A 16,959-nucleotide genomic window follows, 5' to 3' on the forward strand; every position below is an offset into this window, starting at 1 on the left:
GGGCGCTGGGGTTCAGGGCAGGGTGATGAAGTGGACCTCGGCGATCGCGAGTCCCGCGCCGGAGCCGGTCGTGGTGAGGCGGACGCGCTGGCCAAGGCGGAGCATGCGCACCGGAGTACCGGTGAGGGCTTCGGCGTCGAAGGGGAGTTCGATGCCAGTGTCGGTCAACACTGCACCGGAGGCGGTGGCTGCGTCGTAGCGGCTGACTGTTGCTTGCATGGCCTTACGGTAGCGGCCTCCTAGCAAGCAAGGCCTTCAGTGCCCGTCGCGGCACCCATCACCAGCGACATCACGTCTGCTGTCCGCGGACCAACACCTAGCTGTACTGCATGCGCCAGGTCAGCTGCGGTGTCCACGTCGCGCCGCAACGACTCGATCGCTGCCAGCGCGATCGGTACCGCGCCAGATGTCTGGTGGGCGAGCGCAGAACCCACACCGAAGCGGGGATCCAGGAGAACACCGGGGACGGCGGCAAGCATCGTAGTACCGGTCCCTGGCTCGTCGATGACGAAGCTGCGGTCGGAGATACAAGCTGCTAGGGCAGCGGTCAGTTCAGTCGGCCGTAGAGCCGGTAGATCGGCAGAGAGCGCCACTACTCCAGCCTCTGGGTACTCCGCTGCCGCAACCGCTGCACCGTGCTCCAGAGCCCCATTGAGCCCTGCATCCGGCCGGTCCGGTACTACGTGCGCCCCGATCGCCGTGACGTCCGCTGCGACCACTGGATCATCCGTGACCACCAGGACGGCCCGGACCAGCCGAGACTCGAGTGCTGCGGCAGTAGTGTCGACTGCGAAGGCACGGGCGAGCTCCGGACGGTGCTGCGGGTACGCGGCAGCAAGCCGGCTCTTCGCGATCGCCGTACGCTTCACCGGGATCACCAGGGTCCAGGGAGCGACCTGTAGGTCTGCCATCAGGCAGGATTCTCCCATGACCGACGGCCACGACAGCCACCAGGAGGCAGCAGTGAACGGCCAGCGCACCGCCGAGGGTCCCCGGCCACGCCGGGGGTTCTGGTTCGGCCTGGTGGTCGCCATCGTCAAACCCTTCATGCTCACCTGGACCAAGCGGGACTTCCGCGGCCACGAGAACGTGCCACGGACCGGCGGGATGGTGTTCGTGACGAACCACATCTCGCACTTCGACCCGTTCGTGCTGGGCCTGTACATCTGGGAGTGCCGGCGGATCCCGCGGCTGCTCGGCAAGGCGTCGCTGTTCAAGCTGCCGATCGCCGGCCGGATCATCACCAGCGCGGGGCAGATCCCGGTGTACCGCGACTCGGCCGAGGCCGCGGACGCCTTCCGGGCCGCGGTCGCCGCGGTGGAGAAGGGCGAGTGCGTCGGCGTCTATCCCGAAGGCACGATCACCCGCGACCCGGACCTGTGGCCGATGACCGGCAAGTCCGGCGCCGCCCGGATCGCGCTGATGACCGGCTGTCCGGTGATCCCGATCGCGAACTGGGGCGCGCAAGAGGTCTTCGCGTCGTACGGCAGACTGCGGATCCGGCTGCTGCCGCGCAAGACGCTGCGGGTGATCGCGGGCCCGCCGGTCGACCTGAGCGCCTTCCAGGGCAAACCGATCACCAGCCAGCTGTTGCACGAGGCAACCGAGGTGATCATGCACCGGGTCGCCGACGAACTCGGCGTACTGCGCGGGGCGACTCCGCCGGCGGAACTGTTCGATCCGCGCAACCACAAGGCTGTTGAAGACGACCGTGAGGATGGGGAGACTCGATGACCAAGGTTGCGGTGTTCGGCGCGGGGTCCTGGGGGACCGCCTTCGCCACTGTCCTGGCCCAGGCCGGCAATCAGGTATCCGTCTGGGGCCGCCGTGAGTCGGTCTGCGATGCGATCAACAACCAGCACGAGAACCCGGAGTACTTACCCGGCCTGCGCCTCCCGGACGCTATCACCGCAACCCACGACCCAGCCGCCGCAGCCGACGGCGCCGAGGCGATCGTGCTCGCCGTACCGTCACAGTCGCTACGCGACAACCTGCGCGACTGGGCCGACGTGCTACCGGCCGCAGTACCGCTGGTGAGCTTGATGAAGGGTGTCGAGGTCGGTACGACGAAACGCATGAGCGAGGTGATCGCCGAGCTCACGGGTGCTGGTCCTGAGCGCATTGCTGTGGTGTCTGGGCCGAACTTGGCGCGGGAGATCGCCGAGGGGCAGCCGGCTGCTGCTGTGGTGGCGTGTGCTGATGAGGGGACCGCGGCGCGGCTGCAGAAGCTTTGCCACTCGCCTACGTTCCGGCCTTATACGAATAACGACGTGATCGGGTGTGAGCTCGGGGGCGCGACCAAGAACGTGATCGCGCTGGCCGTGGGGATGGCTGTGGGGTTGGGCTTCGGCGATAACGCGCGGGCGTCGGTGATTACGCGCGGGCTGGTTGAGACCGCGCGACTTGGGACTGCGCTGGGGGCGGATGAGCACACATTCTCGGGGCTTGCGGGTCTTGGGGATCTTGTGGCTACTTGCTCTTCGCCGTTGTCGCGGAATCGAACGTTTGGGGAGAAGCTTGGGCGGGGGATGACGGTCGCGGAGATCGCTGGGGCGACGCGTCAGGTCGCCGAAGGCGTAAAGTCCTGTGCCTCCATCACCGAACTGGCCCACCACCACGACGTCGAGATGCCCATCGTGGAACACGTGACGAAGGTGGTCTCAGGCGAAATGACCCCGAAGGACATGCTGTTCAGCCTGATCTCGCGGTCGGCCAAGTCTGAACGCTGGGGTTGATCTGCCCACGCACCCACCCCAAGACGCGGCTCCTTCGTCGCCGCTTGGTCCGCGGCTGCGGGCTGCGGACCGCCAGCACTATCCAACCCGGCGTCAAACCTCGACACACCGAGGGAAAGCGTTTGCGAGCGAGGTTGGATAGTGGTGGACGTCCGCACCTACCGCGTGGGGGCTAGGACTCCAGTGTGTGTTGCAGGACCATTGCGGCCGCTCCCCGGATGGCTGCTTGTTGGCCGGTGCGGGAGGGGAGTACCTGGAGGTTGGTGGTGGCCAGGGGCAAGGATCTGGCGTAGATGGCTTCGCGGATTCCGGCCAGGAGGCTGTCGCCGGCTTGGGAGAGGGAGCCGCCGATCACCAGTACCGACGGGTTGATGAGGCTGACGCAGGCCGCCAGTACGGTTCCGATCTCGCGGCCCGCCTGGCGTACCGCCTGGGTCGCGACGGTGTTCCCGGCGCGCACCAGGTCGACCACGTCCTGGCTGGTTTCGGCGGGTAGGCCGGTGGAGCGGAGGTGAGTGGCGATCGCTGCGGCCGAGGCGATGGCTTCGAGGCAGCCGGTGTTGCCGCAGCGGCACATTTCCGTGTGGCCCTCCGCGCGGATGTGGCCGATGTCGCCGGCCGCGCCTTGGGCGCCACGGTGGAGGCGGCCGCCGCTGATCACGCCGGCGCCGATGCCGGTGGCAACCTTCACGTACAGCAGGTGCTCGATGTCGGCGTACTGCGTCGTGTGCTCGCCGAGCGCCATGATGTTCACGTCGTTGTCGACCAGGACAGGGCCGGGCAGGTCGCTGGACAGTCGCGCGACCACGTCGTACGAGTCCCAGCCGGGCATGATCGGTGGATGGTTCGGTCGGCCCGTGCTGTGCTCGACCGGGCCTGGCAGCCCGACGCCGGTACCGGCCAGGTCGTCGACCGAGCGGCCCGCTGCAGCGAGCAGGTCGCGACCGGCGGCGGCCAGCGCGGCGAGGACGGTCTCGGGTCCCTCGGCGATGTTCAGTGCCGAGGTGCTGCTGTCGAGGATCGTGCCGCTCAGGTCGGTCAGCGCCACCGAGAGATGGGTCGCGCCGACGTCGGCCGCGAGGATCAGCCGCGCCGACGGGTTGAACCGGAACCGGGCCGGCGGTCGGCCACCACTCGACGCCGCCTCGCCGGACGGTACGACGAAGCCCGCCGCGACCAACTCCTCGAGCCGGCCGGTGACGGTGGCGCGGCCCAGTCCGCTCAGGTCGATCAGCTCGGCGCGAGTCCGCGGCTGCCCGTCGAGCAGCAGCCGCAGTACCCCGTGGGCGGGACCGAGCTCACTCATCGGCAGCACTTTCGTCTCAGGGCGCCAGGCTTTTGCTTGACGGGGAACAAAAGTTCAACATAGCGTCGCCGTCATGTCCACCACAGCGCGCAAGCTCAAGGTCGGGATCGTCGGTGGCGGCTTCATGGGGCGGGTCCACGGCAGGTCTGCGCTCGTCGCCGGCGCGCAGATCGTCGGTGCGGTCGGTTCCAGTCCGGAGCGCGCGGCGGACGCGGCTGAGGCCAGCGGTGCCGAGCGAGGCTTCGGCACGCTGGACGAGTTGCTTGCCTCTGACATCGATCTCGTCCACGTCTGTACTCCGAACAACACGCACCTGCCGGTCACGCTGCGAGCACTCGAGGCGGGCAAGCACGTCATCTGCGAGAAGCCGCTCGCCACGTCGGCGAAGGATGCGACCGGGTTGCTGGCGGCGGCGCAGGAGGCGGGCCGTGTAGCCACCGTCCCGTTCGTCTACCGCTACCACCCGATGGTGCGCGAGCTGCGGACCAGGATCGCGGAGGGTGAGGCCGGCCAGATCACCAGCCTGCACGGGAGCTACCTGCAGGACTGGCTCGCGGGCGAGAACGACCAGAACTGGCGCGTCGACGACACCGCGGGTGGACCGTCTCGCGCGTTCGCGGACATCGGGTCGCACTGGTGTGACCTGACCGAGTTCGTCACCGGCGACCGGATCGCCGACGTCAGCGCGCAGACCCGCACGATCCGCGGGACGCGCGGCGGCGTCGAAGTACGGACCGAAGATCTGGCCACCGCACAGTTCCGTACTGCGGCCGGCGTCGTAGGCACGGTCGTCGTCAGCCAGGTCGCGGCCGGGCGGAAGAACCGCTTGTATCTGGAGGTTTCCGGGACCGAGTCGAGCTTCGGCTTCGACCAGGAAGACCCGGATCGGCTGTGGGTCGGGCGGCGCGCGGCGAGCCAGATGCTGACGCGCGATCCGGACACTCTCAGCCCGCCTGCCGCGCGGGTCAACCGGCTGCCCGCCGGCCACGCGCAGGGCTACCAGGACGCCTTCGACTCTTTCGTCGCCGATACCTACGCGGCCGCGCTGGACGGCGACCTCCCGGACGGCCTACCGGACTTCGCGGCCGGTGCGCGGTCCGCCCATCTCATTGATGCCGTACTGCGGTCCGCCGCGGCCGACGGCGCCTGGACCACTGTCGAGAACTGAGGAGCTTGCACATGCCACGCCCGATCACCCTGTTCACCGGTCAGTGGGCCGACCTGCCGTTCGAGGAGGTCTGCAGTCTCGCGTCCTCGTGGGGCTACGACGGAGTCGAGATCGCCTGCTCCGGTGACCACTTCGACGTCCAGCAGGCAATCGACGACGAGAACTACATCGCCGACCGCTTGGAGATCCTCGAGCGGCACGGGCTGCAGGTCTTCGCGATCTCGAACCACCTGGTCGGGCAGGCGATCTGCGACGACCCGATCGACTTCCGGCACGAGGCGATCCTGCCGTCGCGAGTGTGGGGCGACGGCGATCCCGAGGGTGTGCGGCAGCGCGCGGCCGAGGACATGAAGAACACCGCGCGGGCAGCGGCCAAGCTCGGCGTGAAGACGGTGATCGGGTTCACCGGATCGTCGATCTGGCAGTACGTCGCGATGTTCCCGCCGGTACCGGCCGAGCGGATCGAAGCGGGGTACAAGGACTTCGCCGATCGGTGGAACCCGATCCTGGATGTCTTCGACGAGGTCGGCGTGCGGTTCGCGCACGAGGTGCATCCGTCGGAGATCGCCTATGACTACTGGACGACCGTGCTGACGCTCGAGGCGATCGGGCATCGGGAGGCGTTCGGGCTGAACTGGGATCCGAGCCACATGGTGTGGCAGGACATCGACCCGGCCGCGTTCCTGTGGGACTTCAAGGACCGGATCTACCACGTGGACTGCAAGGACACGCGGATGCGCGTCGGTGGCGGGCGTAACGGCCGGCTCGGGTCGCACCTGCCGTGGGGAGATCCGCGCCGGGGATGGGACTTCTACTCGACCGGTCACGGAGACGTGAACTGGGAGGACTGCTTCCGGGTCCTCAACTCGATCGGCTACCACGGACCGATCTCGGTCGAGTGGGAAGACGCCGGCATGGAGCGAAAGGTGGGCGCCGCCGAGGCGGTGGACGTCATCCGCAAACTAGCCTTCGACAAACCCGAGGCAGCCTTCGACGCGGCATTCGCAACAGACAAGTAACCGCCTCCGAACGCAGGCGCTGTGCCCCGGCGCTGACGGAGTGAGTTGCCGTATGGCCGAGCCCCGGACAGCAGGCGACCTTGGGCACCGTTCAGTCGGGCTTTCGCCTGGGGAGTGACTGGTGGGTGCTCAAGGTCGGTTGGGGTGGGGCTGTTCTACGGGGTGGTTGAGGTGGTGGGGAGTTCTAGTTGGAGTTCTACTATCCAGGTTGACTGGTCGTTGCCGTTGGCTTCCAGGTACTGCTCTCGCCAGGTGGAAGTGGTGGGGGAGTGGCCCGCGGACTCTGCCCAGTGGGTTAGTGCTTGGTAGGCCGTGGAGATGGTGTTCATCGGGCCGTGGTGGATGAGCGACGCGACCTCGGTGGCGGGGAGTGTGGACAAACTCAGGCCGGGCACTGTGCCTGCGATCGCGTAGCCGGCGGCTACTTCGACTGCAGGAGTGCCAGCGGCGGGGACGTAGCGGGCGATGGGAGTGGTGCGGTCCGCGGCTGCTGACTCCATCTGGGTGATGACCTGGTCGAAGAGCGCCTGTACGACGGCGCCGGTGCTCTGGCGGCTGGCGTCGGCGGCTGGGGCTGAGAAGGCTGCGATGGTCAGCGGCTCGACGTACTTGGTTTGGATGTGCGGGTTCACCTGGGTCTCCTGCTCGATCAGTCGGAGCCTCGCCTGGATTCGGTCGATAGAGCACGGCCAGTTGCGCGACGTCGTACGAGCGGCGGCGGTTGTGCGGGTCGACATCGGCCGGGATGAGCAGGCCGAGCGCGTCGTAGTGCCGCAGCATGCGCGTTGAAACGCCGCCGAGCCGGGCAAATTCTCCGATGTTCACCATGACCCTTTCACTGTCGGGCTTCACACAGTGTCAACTGCAAGCAAGCCTGGTGGTCTACTGGGGGCCGACAAGGTCGTCGCGGTAGAGGGAGTGGACTGTGGAGCTCGACTGGGGTCTGGGACGGTACGAGCCGACGGGTGAGGTGCTGCTGCCGATCTCCGAAGTCGTGGTGGCGATGTCTGAGCCACTGAACGGAAAGCGCCTCGTCGACCTGGGATGCGGGACGGGAAACGCCGCGTTGCTGGCAGCCGAGCGCGGTGCCGTCGTGACCGGCGTCGATCCGGCCAAGAGACTGGTAGAGGTCGCGCGGGAGCGAGCCGCCGAGCGTGGCTTGCAGGTTGAGTTCCTGGCCGGGAACGCGGCCTCGATCCCGGTCGAGGACGGCACCGCGGAACTCCTGTTGTCGATCTTCGCCGTGATCTTCGCCCCGGACGCCGACGCGGCGATCGCGGAGATGACACGGGTGACGGCGCCCGACGGGCTGATCCGGCTGACCTCATGGGTTCCGGGCGGATCGATGATGGCGATCAACACAGTCGCCGGCAAGTTCATGGCCGAGGTCTTCGGTGGCTCTGGCAACGGTGGCTCGGGCAACGGAGAGAGCAAGCCGTTCGCCTGGCACGACGAGGCGGCTCTCAAGGAAGCCTTCGGGCGGCACGGGTTCACGGTCGACGTGGAGCGACGCTCGATGCACCTAACGGCGGGATCCCCCGAGGAGTACCTGGAGAACTCGTCAGAGCACCCGATGGCGGTGAGCGGGGCGCAAGCACTCGCATCGCGGCCGGATGGCGACGCCTTGGCCGCTGAACTCGAGAGCCGGCTGCTGACCGCAGTACGGGAGGTCAACGAGGATCCGGCAGCGTTCAAGGTCTCCAACGAGTACGCGATTGTGACCGCCAAGCGCTCCTGATGTCGAAACGCGCCACGTGCCTTCGTACAGAAGGTAAAGGGAGCAGAAGATGCCAAAGGTATTCATCGACGGACTCGCGTACGGCGAATCGGCGCGCTGGCATGACGGGCGACTGTGGCTCGCGAACTGGGGGACCGGTGAGGTGCTCGCCGTCGACCTCGACGGCAACCGCGAAGTCATCACCACGGTGCCGCCCGAGACCATCCCGTTCTCGATCGACTGGACGCCCGACGGCCAGTTGCTGGTCATCGCGGGCGCCACGCTGTTCCGGCCTGAGCAGCGGCTGCAGAAGACGGACGACGAGCTGGACTTGAGCGGCATCGGCGACGTCTTCAACGAGATCGTCGTCGATTCCGGCGGCACCATCTTCCTCAACGGCGGATCGTCGGTGTTCACCGAACCCGGCCTGATCGCGGTCGTCACGCCCGACGGGCAAGCCCGACAAGTTGCCGACGGCATCGAGGTCGGCAACGGCATGGCGATCACCCCGGACGACTCGACGCTGATCGTCGCGGAGTCGTTCGGCTGCCGGCTGACCGCCTTCGACATCGCGCCTGACGGCAGTCTCACCAACCGCCGCGTATGGGCCGATCTCCAAGATGGTCACCCGGACGGCATCTGTCTCGATGCCGAAGGCGCCATCTGGTACGCCGATGTGCCCGCCCAGCGCTGCGTTCGGGTGCGGGAGGGTGGCGAGGTGCTCGAGACGATCGACCTTGACCGAGGCGTCTTCTCCTGCATGCTCGGCGGCCCGGACGGCACCACACTCTTCATGCTGAGCGCCCAGTGGCGCGGTTTCGAGCACATGTTGAGTCCTGAGCGCACCGGGCTGGTGTCAACCGTTGAGGTGACCGTCCCGCACGGTGGCAGGCCGTAGTACGGCGGAGAAGGCGGCGATGCCGGTGGCGAGGACCGTGACCAGGATGAACGAGATGGTGAGGTTGCTGGCCTGGGCGATGCCGCCGATGACCGATGGAGCGATCAGGCCCGACGTGTAGGTGACTGTGGCGACACCGGCGATCGCCTGGCTGGGGTTAGGCCCGGTACGACCTGCGGCGGCGAACGCCAACGGTACGACTACTGCGATGCCCATCCCCAACAGGCCGAAGCCGGCCATGGCGACCAGTGGATGACCGGCAAGCACCACCAGTACGCCGCCGAGCGTGGCGATCGCCCCACTGACTCGCACGGTCCGTACTGCGCCCCAGCGGTCGACCACCGCATCACCGGCGAGCCGGGCGACAGCCATGGTCAGCGCGAAGCCAGTAGTGGCGGCTGCGGCCACTCCGGCCGAGGTGGTCAGCACATCGCGTAGGTAGACGGCCGACCAGTCCAAGCTCGCCCCCTCGGCGAAGACCGCGCAGAAGCCGACAGCGCCTATCAGCCACGCTGACTTCGGCGGCAGCGCGAAGCGCGGCGGAGCCACCTCATCCTCGGTCGGTCGCAGGTTGAGGACGTAGTGGCAGGCCGCGATCCCGATCAGCGTCAGTACTACGGCCGCTACCGCGTGGTGCACCTGGGCGCTCACGTCGAGGTGGGCGGCGACCGTACCGATCCCCGAACCGATCAGCGTGCCCACACTCCACATCCCGTGCAGCCCCGACATGATCGACTTGCCGATCCGGTGCTCGACCTCGACGCCGAGCGCGTTCATCGCCACGTCGGCCATCCCCGCCGTCGCGCCGTACACGAACAGCGCGGCGCACAGAGTGACCAGACTGGGTGCGAGCGACGGCAGGATGAGGGCGAGTGTCCAGAGCGCGATCAGCCCGCGGAGGGCGGCTCGGCTGCCGAAGCGATGACTGATTCGCGCCGCCAGTGGCATCGACAGCGAGGCGCCGATCGCCGGGAACGCGAGCGCCAGCCCGAGTTGTCCGGGGCTGACCGAGGCATGGTCCTGGATCCACGGCACCCGGGTCGCGAACGATCCCGTCACCGCACCATGCACGCAGAAGACCGTGGCGACCGCGTACCGGGCCCGGCGAACCTCGGTCACTGACTCAACCCCTCGTCAGATCCACCATTCGAACAAACAGATTGTTTGAATGAACATGTGGATGGTAGCTTCACCCAGTGAAGAGTACGGAACGGCAGCGCGTCATCGTCGAGCGTCTCAAGGCCGCACCCCGCGTCGGCGTCGCCGAACTCGTGACGGCGACCGGCGCCTCCGACATGACGGTCCGGCGCGATCTCGACTACCTCGCCGCGCAGGGCGTGCTCAAACGCGTCCACGGCGGAGCGGTCACCGCGATGCCAACCGGGATCGAGCCGCCCTTTGCGACCCGGGCGACCGCTGACCTCGGCCCGAAGCAGGCGATCGCGCGAGCCGCCGTCGAGCACCTGAAGGACGGCGACACGATCGTTCTGGACAGCGGTACGACGGCCCTCGAGGTCGCCAAGCTGCTCCGCGACCGCACGGTCACCGTGATGCCGCTGTCCCTTCACATCGCCCAGGAACTCATCGACGCCCCGCGCGTCCGACTCCTGATGCCGGGTGGCGAACCGCGGCCGGGGGAGCTCGCAATGGTCGGACCGCTCGCGTTGGCCTCCCTCAAGGCGTTGCGGTTCGACGTGGCCGTGCTGAGCCCGTGCGCGTTCAGCCTCGAAGCGGGGATGACCGCGTTCGACCTGGGCGACGCCGAGGTGAAGCAGCAGGCGATGGCGGTGGCCACCCGATCGATGGTGCTGGCCGACGGCGCCAAGTGGGATCGCGCCGCGCTCGCCTACATCTGCCCGGCCGATCGACCTGACCTGATCATCACCGATTCCACTGCGCCCGAAGAGTCCCGCACGCTGCTCGCGCAGCGCGGAGTACTGGTCGAGGTCGCGGTTTCAACCGTGACAGTTTCAACTGGAGAAGGGCTCTCTTGAGCATCGAGACCGCCACCGTCGCGCCACCTCGCGCGGCCCGGGTGGCTACCTGGCTGTACTTCGGCCTGAACGGCTTCGCGGTCGGCATGTGGGTCGTGCACATCCCGAACGTCGAGCACGCGACCGGCATCTCCCACAGCACGTTGGGCCTCCTGCTGCTCGTACTGGGCGGCGCGGCCTTCATCGGGATGCAGGTGGCCGGCCCACTGGCTGACCGCGTCGGTCAACGCCGACTGGTGCCCGCTGCCGGCGTACTGCTCGGCATCTCTCTATTTGGCCCGGGCTTGGCCACCAACTGGTGGATGCTCGGTCTGGCGCTGCTCGCCTTCGGCTTCGGCAACGGCTCGATCGACGTCGCGATGAACTCCCAGGCAGTCGTCGTCGAACGCGCCTACCCGCGGCCGATCATGGCCGCCTTCCACGCGATGTGGTCGATCGGCGGCGCCTTCGCGGCCGTCATCGGAGCGGCGGCGCTGAAGGCCGACGTACCCACTGGTGTCTCGCTGAGCGCCGCGGGTGTGCTCTGCATCGGTATCTCCCTCGCAGCGAGTCGCTATTTGATCGAGGCGCCCGCCGAGCCGGAGCCCGCAGTAGATGAGCCAGAGCGAGTTGCGCCACCCAAGAAGCTCGTCTGGCAGCTCGGCGCGCTCGCCTTCGCCCTGATGCTCGCCGAAGGCGTCGCCAACGACTGGGCCGCACTCCAGTTCCGCGACGTCCTCGAAACGTCAACCAGTACTGCGGCCTACGCGTACGGCGCCTTCGCCGTTGCCATGACCATCGGCCGGTTCTCCACGGACCGGATCGCGGCGATCGTCGGCCCGGCGGCCATCGTCCGGTACGGCGCCCTGCTGGCTGCCATCGGTCTCACGATCGTCATCGTGGTTCCTTCGGTACCAGTGGCCCTCTTCGGCTGGGCGCTCTTCGGCATCGGCCTGTCCGGCGGCGTACCGCAACTCTTCACCGCCGCAGGCAACCTCGACCCGCGAGCCTCAGGCGCCCTGATGGCCAAGGTCGTCGGCCTCGGGTACGTCGGCCTCCTGGCGGGCCCGGCCTTGATCGGCGGCCTGACCCACTGGATGCCGCTCAACATCGCCTTCATCCTCCCGGTCGCCCTCTGCGCCATCACGGTCGCCTCGGCGTCGGTCATGAAGCGCTAGCAATCAGGCTTTCAGGGCCTGTGCCAGGTCGGCCCAGAGATCGTCCGGGTGCTCGATGCCGACCGACAGGCGGATGAGGTCTTCGGGGATCGTCGGTACTTCGATCGCCCAGCGGCGGCGGCGTTCGAGCATCGACTCGACACCGCCAAGGCTGGTGGCGTGGACCCACAGGGCGGTGCTCTCGCAGACGCGTTGAGCACCCGGGCCGTCGCCGCCGAGCTCGAAGGCGAGGATCGCGCCGAAGCCGGACATCTGCGCGGCTGCCCGGGCATGCCCGGGGTCGTCGGCCAGGCCCGGATAGCGCACCAGGCTCACGCGCGGGTGCTCCTGCAACCGCGTGGCCAGGAAGGCGGCGTTGGACTGCGCTCGCTCCAGCCGCAGTGCGAGCGTCCGCAGCCCGCGCACGGCCAGGAAGGCCTCCATCGGTCCGGGGATCGCGCCGAGGCTCCTTCGCCGCAGCTCGAGCGCAGTCCAGAGCTCGTCGGAGTCGGTGACGATCGCACCGAGTACTACGTCCGAATGCCCCGAAATGAACTTGGTCGCCGAGTGCAACACGATGTCGGCGCCCATCGAGAGCGGCTGCTGCAGGAGCGGCGTGGCGAACGTGTTGTCGACTACAACCGTGGCGCCCGCAGTACGGCCTGCTGCTGCCAACGCGGGTAGGTCGGCGACCTCCATGGCTGGGTTGGTCGGCGACTCGATCCACAGCATGTCTGCACCGACTACTGCGGCCGACACGGCTTCAGTGTCGGCGATAGCCACTCGCTCGACGGTCAGGCGACCTGTCGTCGCCTGCTGGTCCAGCAGCGCCAGTACTCCGCTGTAGGCGTGCTGCGGCGCTACAACGCGGCCGCCGACCGGTACGAGGTCGCAGACGGCAGCGGCGGCCGCCATACCCGAGGCGAAGCTCAGGCCGCGCCCACCTTCCAGTGCGCCGAGTGTCTCCTCGAGCGCCGTCCAGGCGGTGTTGCCGTAGCGGCCGTAGCCCAGGTCGCCACCCGCGATGTAGGTCGAGCTGAAGACGGGCGACTCACCCACCGGCGCATCCGGCACCCGAGAGGGCCGGCCGGCGTGGACGACAACGGTGGAGGGATCCAGGTCAGGGGTCATGCCTGCACTGTAGGCAGCGGGATCCCGCCGCCGCGGAGCAGGCCCATCGCCTCGTGTGCCAGGTCCTTGACCTGGGTGCCGTCGGGATTGTCCACCCAGGTCTGGACGACGATCTCGATGATGTTCATCGTGGTGCCCGCGGTCAGTGCGGCGGTGAACTCCACCGAGTCGCCCGCGAGCCGGCCGGCCAGTTCCACGGTCAGCTCGTTGCGCCAGCGCCAGATCGCCTCAGCCAGGTGAGCGCTCACCGACGGCGTCTTGCCGGCCAGCTCGTACACGGTCCGGACCCGGTCGGGGTTGCGCTCCAGCTGGTCGAGCACTCGCTCGATCACACTCTGCAGGCCGTCCGGCAGGTCCAGATCGGCGGGCTGTTCGCGAAACCAGTCGAGCGCCCCGAACAGGCTGTCCTCGACGAACTCCAGGACCAGCGTCTCCTTGGTCGGGAAGTACCGGTACAGCGTGCTCGGCCCGACCTCGGCGGCCGCGGCGATCTGCTCGACCGTGGTCCGGGCGAAACCGTGGTCGGTGAACAGCTCGAATGCCTTGTCCGAGATCTGCCGGCGGGTCCGTTCCCGCTTCAGTTCGCGAAGCCCCATGCCGTGCCCCTTGCTAGTGGTGTGTCGCGCGGGCAGCGTACACGGCTCACGACGCGCCGAAAGGTGATTCCAAATGACTCTCATAGTCATATGGTAGTTACTTCCAAATTCGTGTCGAAGTGAGGACCATGCCGATGACCTTCCCCACTGCCCGGCCCAGCGGCTGCCCCTTCGATCCGGCCACCGGCTATACCGCGCTGCGGGAGACCGAAGGGCTGACGAAGGTGTCCACCCCGGCCGGCGTCGACGCCTGGGTCTTCAGCCGGTACGACGAAGTGCGATCGGTACTGACCGACGCCCGGTTGAGGTCGCGATCCGCGCCGTCGGCGCACGTAGTACCGGAGGCGGATCTGGAGCGGGAAGTGGAGCCGGGGTCGATCCTGCAGAACGACGGTGAGCGGCATGCGCACCTGCGGCGGCTGCTGACGAGCGAGTTCACGGTCAAGCGCGTGCGGGAGTTGCGGCCGCGGATCCAGCAGTTGGTCGACGACCACCTCGACGCGATGCTCGCGGTCGAGGAAGGACCGGTCGACCTCGTCGAAGCGTTCGCGCTGCCGATCCCGTCGCTGGTGATCTGCGAGTTGCTCGGCGTTCCGTACGCGGACCGCGACCAGTTCCAGCGCTGCAGCGCCATCCTGGTCTCGGTCGACCGGCCCGAGGACGAGATCCTCCAGGCCAACGAGGAATTGCAGGACTACATGGCCGCCCTGGTGCTGGCCAAGCTCGATCACCGCGAGGACGACCTGCTGTCCCGGCTGATCACCCGGGCCGAGGAGCAGGGCAACCCGCTGACCATGCCCGAACTGGTCTCGATCGGTATCACGCTGCTGATCGCCGGCCACGAGACCACCGCGAACATGATCGCCCTGAGCACCCTCGCGCTGCTGCGCAATCCCGAGCAGCTAGAGGCCTTGCGCAACAATCCGTCGCTCGCGCCGGCCGCTGCTGAGGAGTTGCTGCGCTATCTGTCCGTCGTACAGTTCGGCCTTTTCCGGCATGTGCTGGAGGACATCCCGTTCGGCGACGAGACGATCAATGCGGGGGAGTACCTGATCGCCGCGCTGTCGTCGGGCAACCGGGACGAGTCGGTGTTCCCCGACCCGGACCGGATCGATCTGTCCCGCAAGGCCTCCAGGCATCTGGCCTTCGGCTTCGGTCCGCATCAATGCCTCGGGCAACAACTGGCCCGGGCGGAGCTGCAGGAGGTCTACGCCCGCCTCTACACCCGGATCCCGACGTTGCGGCTGGCGGTGCCGTTCGAGGAGATCCGTTTCAAGGACAACACCCTCGTCTACGGCGTGACCGCGCTACCCGTCACCTGGGACCGCTAAGAGACCTCCGGCTCGCCGGGCCAGCCGGTGGTGAGCGGGATGAGATGGGCCTGGCCCTGGAGAATGCAGGTAAGTGCCTAGCCCGTACGCCGGTCGAGCGGAGGCCATCCACCTCACCGCCGACACCTTCGATACCTCGGTCACCGCTCACGCTCTGCACAGGGCTGCCCGGACCGCTCGCGACAAGCTTCCGAGGACGCCCTCGCTGTGGGCCGGATACGTCCATACCGGTGCGTAACTGACAGCAATCTGAAGAGGTCTTAACTAAACCCTGGTCAAAGCCGCACTGAACTGACGCTATCGTCGAGCCGGTGAGTGAGTACTCGAGGGAAGAAAAAAGCAAGCCCCGCGTCGCTGTTGTTTTCGGTGGCCGGTCGAGCGAACATGCCATCTCCTGCGTCACCGCGGCCAACGTGCTCCAGGTGATCGACCGGGACAAGTACGACGTAGTACCCGTCGGCATCACGACCAGCGGGCACTGGGTGCTGGAGAGCGGCGATCCGGAGCGGCTGTCGATCACCGACGGCAAGCTCCCGGAGGTCGACGTGACCGCGCTACCGGTGCTGTTCGGTGCGGATCGCGAGCTCGTCGTGACCGAACCGGGCGAGGTGCCGAGCACACTCGGTGAGGTGGACGTGGTCTTCCCGCTGCTGCACGGCCCGTGGGGCGAGGACGGCACGCTGCAGGGTCTGCTGGAGATGTCGGACATCCGGTACGTCGGCTCCGGCGTACTGGCCAGCGCCGTCGGCATGGACAAGCACTACATGAAGGTCGTCTTCGCGGCCGCCGGGCTCGAGGTCACGCCGTACGTCGTGATCCGCGACCGGGACTGGACCCGCGACCCGCAGGCCTGCCGCGAGGCGGTCGACAAGCTCGGCTACCCGGTGTTCGTCAAGCCGGCCCGTGGTGGTTCCAGCCTGGGGATCAGCAAGGTGAACAGCCTCGACGAGCTGGACCCCGCCGTCGCCGAGGCGCGCGCGCACGACCCGAAGGTGATCGTCGAGGCGTCCGCGAAGAACCCGCGCGAGATCGAGGTCGGCGTGCTGGGCGGCCTGAACGGTGGTCCCGCCGAGGTCAGCGTCTGCGGTGAGATCTCGGTCTCGGGCGGTGGACACGACTTCTACGACTTCGAGACGAAGTACCTGCCGGAGGGCGAGGAATACACCGCCCTCTCGGTGCCGGCGGACCTGCCGGAACACATCGCGGCGGAGGTCCGGGCGAAGGCACTGACCGCCTTCGACGCAATCGAGGGCGAGGGCCTGGCCCGAGTCGACTTCTTCCTCGACGAGGACCAGCAGGTCATCATCAACGAGATCAACACCATGCCTGGTTTCACCCCCACCAGCATGTTCCCGCGCCTCTGGGCCGCCACCGGCGTCGACTACAAACACCTGGTAGACCGCCTCCTAACGCTGGCCATGACCCGCCCCACAGGCCTGCGCTGACCGGGGTAGCCACAGGTATCCGAGCCCACGACGGCCCGGACCCAGCGCCGAGATCTTGCGGACGACCACGACCGTCCCCATGAATCCGAGCCACCTCGGCGCTCCGTGCGGTCGAGCCGACCGGTACGCCGTACCGGTCGGTGGTGATTGCCCGTCGCAACGCCGCCCACCGGCTGGCGCCGACGACCCACCGCAGTTCTGAGCTGGTACCGGCGACCCGGCTCCGCCGTGTGGTGAGCTCGCCGGTACGCCGGTACGCCGGTACGCCGGTACGCCGGTACGCCGGTACGCCGGTACGCGGGTGCGTCGGTACGCGGATGGCCGCAGGCGGGCCGTTCGACCGGTTGGGCTCTGTAGGTGTTAGCCGTCCAACGGGCTATGGCTGGTCCGGATGGGCGGCCGGGCCTCGACTCGTTTGCTCGGTCGCCAGGCACCCACTCTGTGCACGACCTGAGCGTCACGAGCCCTTGGGGAACGCTCACG

At 67.8% G+C, this 16,959-nt stretch carries 17 protein-coding genes and 1 pseudogene; 10 read left to right on the forward strand and 8 right to left on the reverse strand.

Annotated features, from left to right (window positions below; genetic code table 11):
* Positions 1 to 12 precede the first annotated feature (12 nt).
* Entirely contained in the window at positions 13 to 219 is a 207-nt protein-coding gene (locus tag A3ES_RS0123725; RefSeq protein WP_020389335.1) for a hypothetical protein, read from the reverse strand.
* A 20-nt stretch (positions 220 to 239) separates the two neighbouring features.
* A complete protein-coding gene (gene cofC / locus A3ES_RS0123730) occupies positions 240 to 911 on the reverse strand; it encodes a 2-phospho-L-lactate guanylyltransferase (protein WP_020389336.1) in 672 nt (223 codons plus the stop codon).
* A 16-nt stretch (positions 912 to 927) separates the two neighbouring features.
* Here cofC and A3ES_RS0123735 point away from each other — a divergent pair, with 16 nt between their 5' ends.
* Positions 928 to 1,734, forward strand: a complete 807-nt coding sequence (locus A3ES_RS0123735) for a lysophospholipid acyltransferase family protein (protein ID WP_020389337.1) — start codon at positions 928 to 930, stop codon at positions 1,732 to 1,734.
* Positions 1,731 to 2,735 carry an NAD(P)H-dependent glycerol-3-phosphate dehydrogenase gene (locus A3ES_RS0123740; protein WP_020389338.1) on the forward strand — a complete coding sequence of 335 codons (1,005 nt, stop codon included), beginning with the start codon at positions 1,731 to 1,733 and terminating at the stop codon, positions 2,733 to 2,735. The genes A3ES_RS0123735 and A3ES_RS0123740 overlap by 4 nt, the downstream gene beginning before the upstream one ends.
* A 172-nt stretch (positions 2,736 to 2,907) precedes the next feature.
* On the opposite strand, the gene A3ES_RS0123745 is transcribed toward A3ES_RS0123740, so the two are convergent.
* Entirely contained in the window at positions 2,908 to 4,041 is a 1,134-nt protein-coding gene (locus A3ES_RS0123745) for an ROK family transcriptional regulator (RefSeq protein ID WP_040455360.1), read from the reverse strand.
* 73 nt (positions 4,042 to 4,114) lie between these two features.
* Here A3ES_RS0123745 and A3ES_RS0123750 point away from each other — a divergent pair, with 73 nt between their 5' ends.
* Together A3ES_RS0123750 and A3ES_RS0123755 are read left to right on the forward strand one after the other, a co-directional pair.
* On the forward strand, positions 4,115 to 5,209 hold the full coding sequence (locus tag A3ES_RS0123750; RefSeq protein WP_020389340.1) for a Gfo/Idh/MocA family protein: 1,095 nt from the start codon (positions 4,115 to 4,117) through the stop codon (positions 5,207 to 5,209).
* Positions 5,210 to 5,220: 11 nt separating this feature from the next.
* Positions 5,221 to 6,228: a sugar phosphate isomerase/epimerase family protein gene (locus tag A3ES_RS0123755; protein ID WP_020389341.1), complete on the forward strand. Its 1,008-nt coding sequence runs from the start codon at positions 5,221 to 5,223 to the stop codon at positions 6,226 to 6,228.
* A 155-nt stretch (positions 6,229 to 6,383) separates the two neighbouring features.
* Here the strand turns inward: A3ES_RS0123755 and A3ES_RS0123760 are convergent, their stop codons facing one another.
* Positions 6,384 to 6,860, reverse strand: coding sequence for a GyrI-like domain-containing protein (locus tag A3ES_RS0123760; RefSeq protein WP_157630711.1), 477 nt, complete (start codon positions 6,858 to 6,860; stop codon positions 6,384 to 6,386).
* Positions 6,861 to 6,921: 61 nt separating this feature from the next.
* Positions 6,922 to 7,056, reverse strand: a pseudogene (locus A3ES_RS56795) (MerR family DNA-binding transcriptional regulator); the annotation flags it as partial.
* Positions 7,057 to 7,153: 97 nt separating this feature from the next.
* Here A3ES_RS56795 and A3ES_RS0123765 point away from each other — a divergent pair.
* Together A3ES_RS0123765 and A3ES_RS0123770 are read left to right on the forward strand one after the other, a co-directional pair.
* Complete coding sequence (locus tag A3ES_RS0123765; protein WP_020389343.1) at positions 7,154 to 7,966, forward strand: class I SAM-dependent methyltransferase; 813 nt, start codon at positions 7,154 to 7,156, stop codon at positions 7,964 to 7,966.
* A gap of 49 nt (positions 7,967 to 8,015) precedes the next feature.
* Positions 8,016 to 8,843 (forward strand): SMP-30/gluconolactonase/LRE family protein, encoded by an 828-nt coding sequence (locus A3ES_RS0123770; RefSeq protein WP_020389344.1) that lies wholly within the window; start codon positions 8,016 to 8,018, stop codon positions 8,841 to 8,843.
* On the opposite strand, the gene A3ES_RS0123775 is transcribed toward A3ES_RS0123770, so the two are convergent.
* Entirely contained in the window at positions 8,802 to 9,962 is a 1,161-nt protein-coding gene (locus A3ES_RS0123775) for an MFS transporter (protein WP_020389345.1), read from the reverse strand. The two genes, A3ES_RS0123770 and A3ES_RS0123775, sit on opposite strands and share 42 nt — an antisense overlap.
* A 77-nt stretch (positions 9,963 to 10,039) precedes the next feature.
* On the opposite strand from A3ES_RS0123775, the gene A3ES_RS0123780 reads away from it, so the two are divergent.
* Both A3ES_RS0123780 and A3ES_RS0123785 read left to right on the forward strand, forming a co-directional pair.
* Positions 10,040 to 10,837 (forward strand): DeoR/GlpR family DNA-binding transcription regulator, encoded by a 798-nt coding sequence (locus A3ES_RS0123780; RefSeq protein WP_020389346.1) that lies wholly within the window; start codon positions 10,040 to 10,042, stop codon positions 10,835 to 10,837.
* Positions 10,834 to 11,994 (forward strand): MFS transporter, encoded by a 1,161-nt coding sequence (locus tag A3ES_RS0123785; RefSeq protein ID WP_020389347.1) that lies wholly within the window; start codon positions 10,834 to 10,836, stop codon positions 11,992 to 11,994. The genes A3ES_RS0123780 and A3ES_RS0123785 overlap by 4 nt, the downstream gene beginning before the upstream one ends.
* A gap of 3 nt (positions 11,995 to 11,997) precedes the next feature.
* Here A3ES_RS0123785 and A3ES_RS0123790 read toward each other — a convergent pair whose 3' ends face one another.
* Both A3ES_RS0123790 and A3ES_RS0123795 read right to left on the reverse strand, forming a co-directional pair.
* A complete protein-coding gene (locus A3ES_RS0123790) occupies positions 11,998 to 13,104 on the reverse strand; it encodes a trans-sulfuration enzyme family protein (protein WP_026163140.1) in 1,107 nt (368 codons plus the stop codon).
* Entirely contained in the window at positions 13,101 to 13,700 is a 600-nt protein-coding gene (locus tag A3ES_RS0123795; protein ID WP_020389349.1) for a TetR/AcrR family transcriptional regulator, read from the reverse strand. The genes A3ES_RS0123790 and A3ES_RS0123795 overlap by 4 nt, the downstream gene beginning before the upstream one ends.
* Before the next feature lie 134 nt (positions 13,701 to 13,834).
* Between A3ES_RS0123795 and A3ES_RS0123800 the strand changes: the two genes are divergently transcribed.
* On the forward strand, positions 13,835 to 15,031 hold the full coding sequence (locus A3ES_RS0123800; RefSeq protein WP_020389350.1) for a cytochrome P450: 1,197 nt from the start codon (positions 13,835 to 13,837) through the stop codon (positions 15,029 to 15,031).
* A 311-nt stretch (positions 15,032 to 15,342) separates the two neighbouring features.
* Positions 15,343 to 16,476, forward strand: coding sequence for a D-alanine--D-alanine ligase family protein (locus A3ES_RS0123805; RefSeq protein WP_020389351.1), 1,134 nt, complete (start codon positions 15,343 to 15,345; stop codon positions 16,474 to 16,476).
* Positions 16,477 to 16,959: the final 483 nt, after the last annotated feature.

The organism is Kribbella catacumbae DSM 19601 (assembly GCF_000372465.1).
GTDB lineage: Bacteria > Actinomycetota > Actinomycetes > Propionibacteriales > Kribbellaceae > Kribbella > Kribbella catacumbae.

What these genes read in the sequence shown, in the direction of transcription:
- A3ES_RS0123725 (WP_020389335.1), bottom strand. Translation starts at nt 219, where the DNA reads ATGCAAGCAACAGTCAGCCGCTACGACGCAGCCACCGCCTCCGGTGCA.
- cofC (WP_020389336.1), bottom strand. Translation starts at nt 911, where the DNA reads ATGGCAGACCTACAGGTCGCTCCCTGGACCCTGGTGATCCCGGTGAAG.
- A3ES_RS0123735 (WP_020389337.1), top strand. Translation starts at nt 928, where the DNA reads ATGACCGACGGCCACGACAGCCACCAGGAGGCAGCAGTGAACGGCCAG.
- A3ES_RS0123740 (WP_020389338.1), top strand. Translation starts at nt 1,731, where the DNA reads ATGACCAAGGTTGCGGTGTTCGGCGCGGGGTCCTGGGGGACCGCCTTC.
- A3ES_RS0123745 (WP_040455360.1), bottom strand. Translation starts at nt 4,041, where the DNA reads ATGAGTGAGCTCGGTCCCGCCCACGGGGTACTGCGGCTGCTGCTCGAC.
- A3ES_RS0123750 (WP_020389340.1), top strand. Translation starts at nt 4,115, where the DNA reads ATGTCCACCACAGCGCGCAAGCTCAAGGTCGGGATCGTCGGTGGCGGC.
- A3ES_RS0123755 (WP_020389341.1), top strand. Translation starts at nt 5,221, where the DNA reads ATGCCACGCCCGATCACCCTGTTCACCGGTCAGTGGGCCGACCTGCCG.
- A3ES_RS0123770 (WP_020389344.1), top strand. Translation starts at nt 8,016, where the DNA reads ATGCCAAAGGTATTCATCGACGGACTCGCGTACGGCGAATCGGCGCGC.
- A3ES_RS0123790 (WP_026163140.1), bottom strand. Translation starts at nt 13,104, where the DNA reads ATGACCCCTGACCTGGATCCCTCCACCGTTGTCGTCCACGCCGGCCGG.
- A3ES_RS0123795 (WP_020389349.1), bottom strand. Translation starts at nt 13,700, where the DNA reads ATGGGGCTTCGCGAACTGAAGCGGGAACGGACCCGCCGGCAGATCTCG.
- A3ES_RS0123800 (WP_020389350.1), top strand. Translation starts at nt 13,835, where the DNA reads ATGACCTTCCCCACTGCCCGGCCCAGCGGCTGCCCCTTCGATCCGGCC.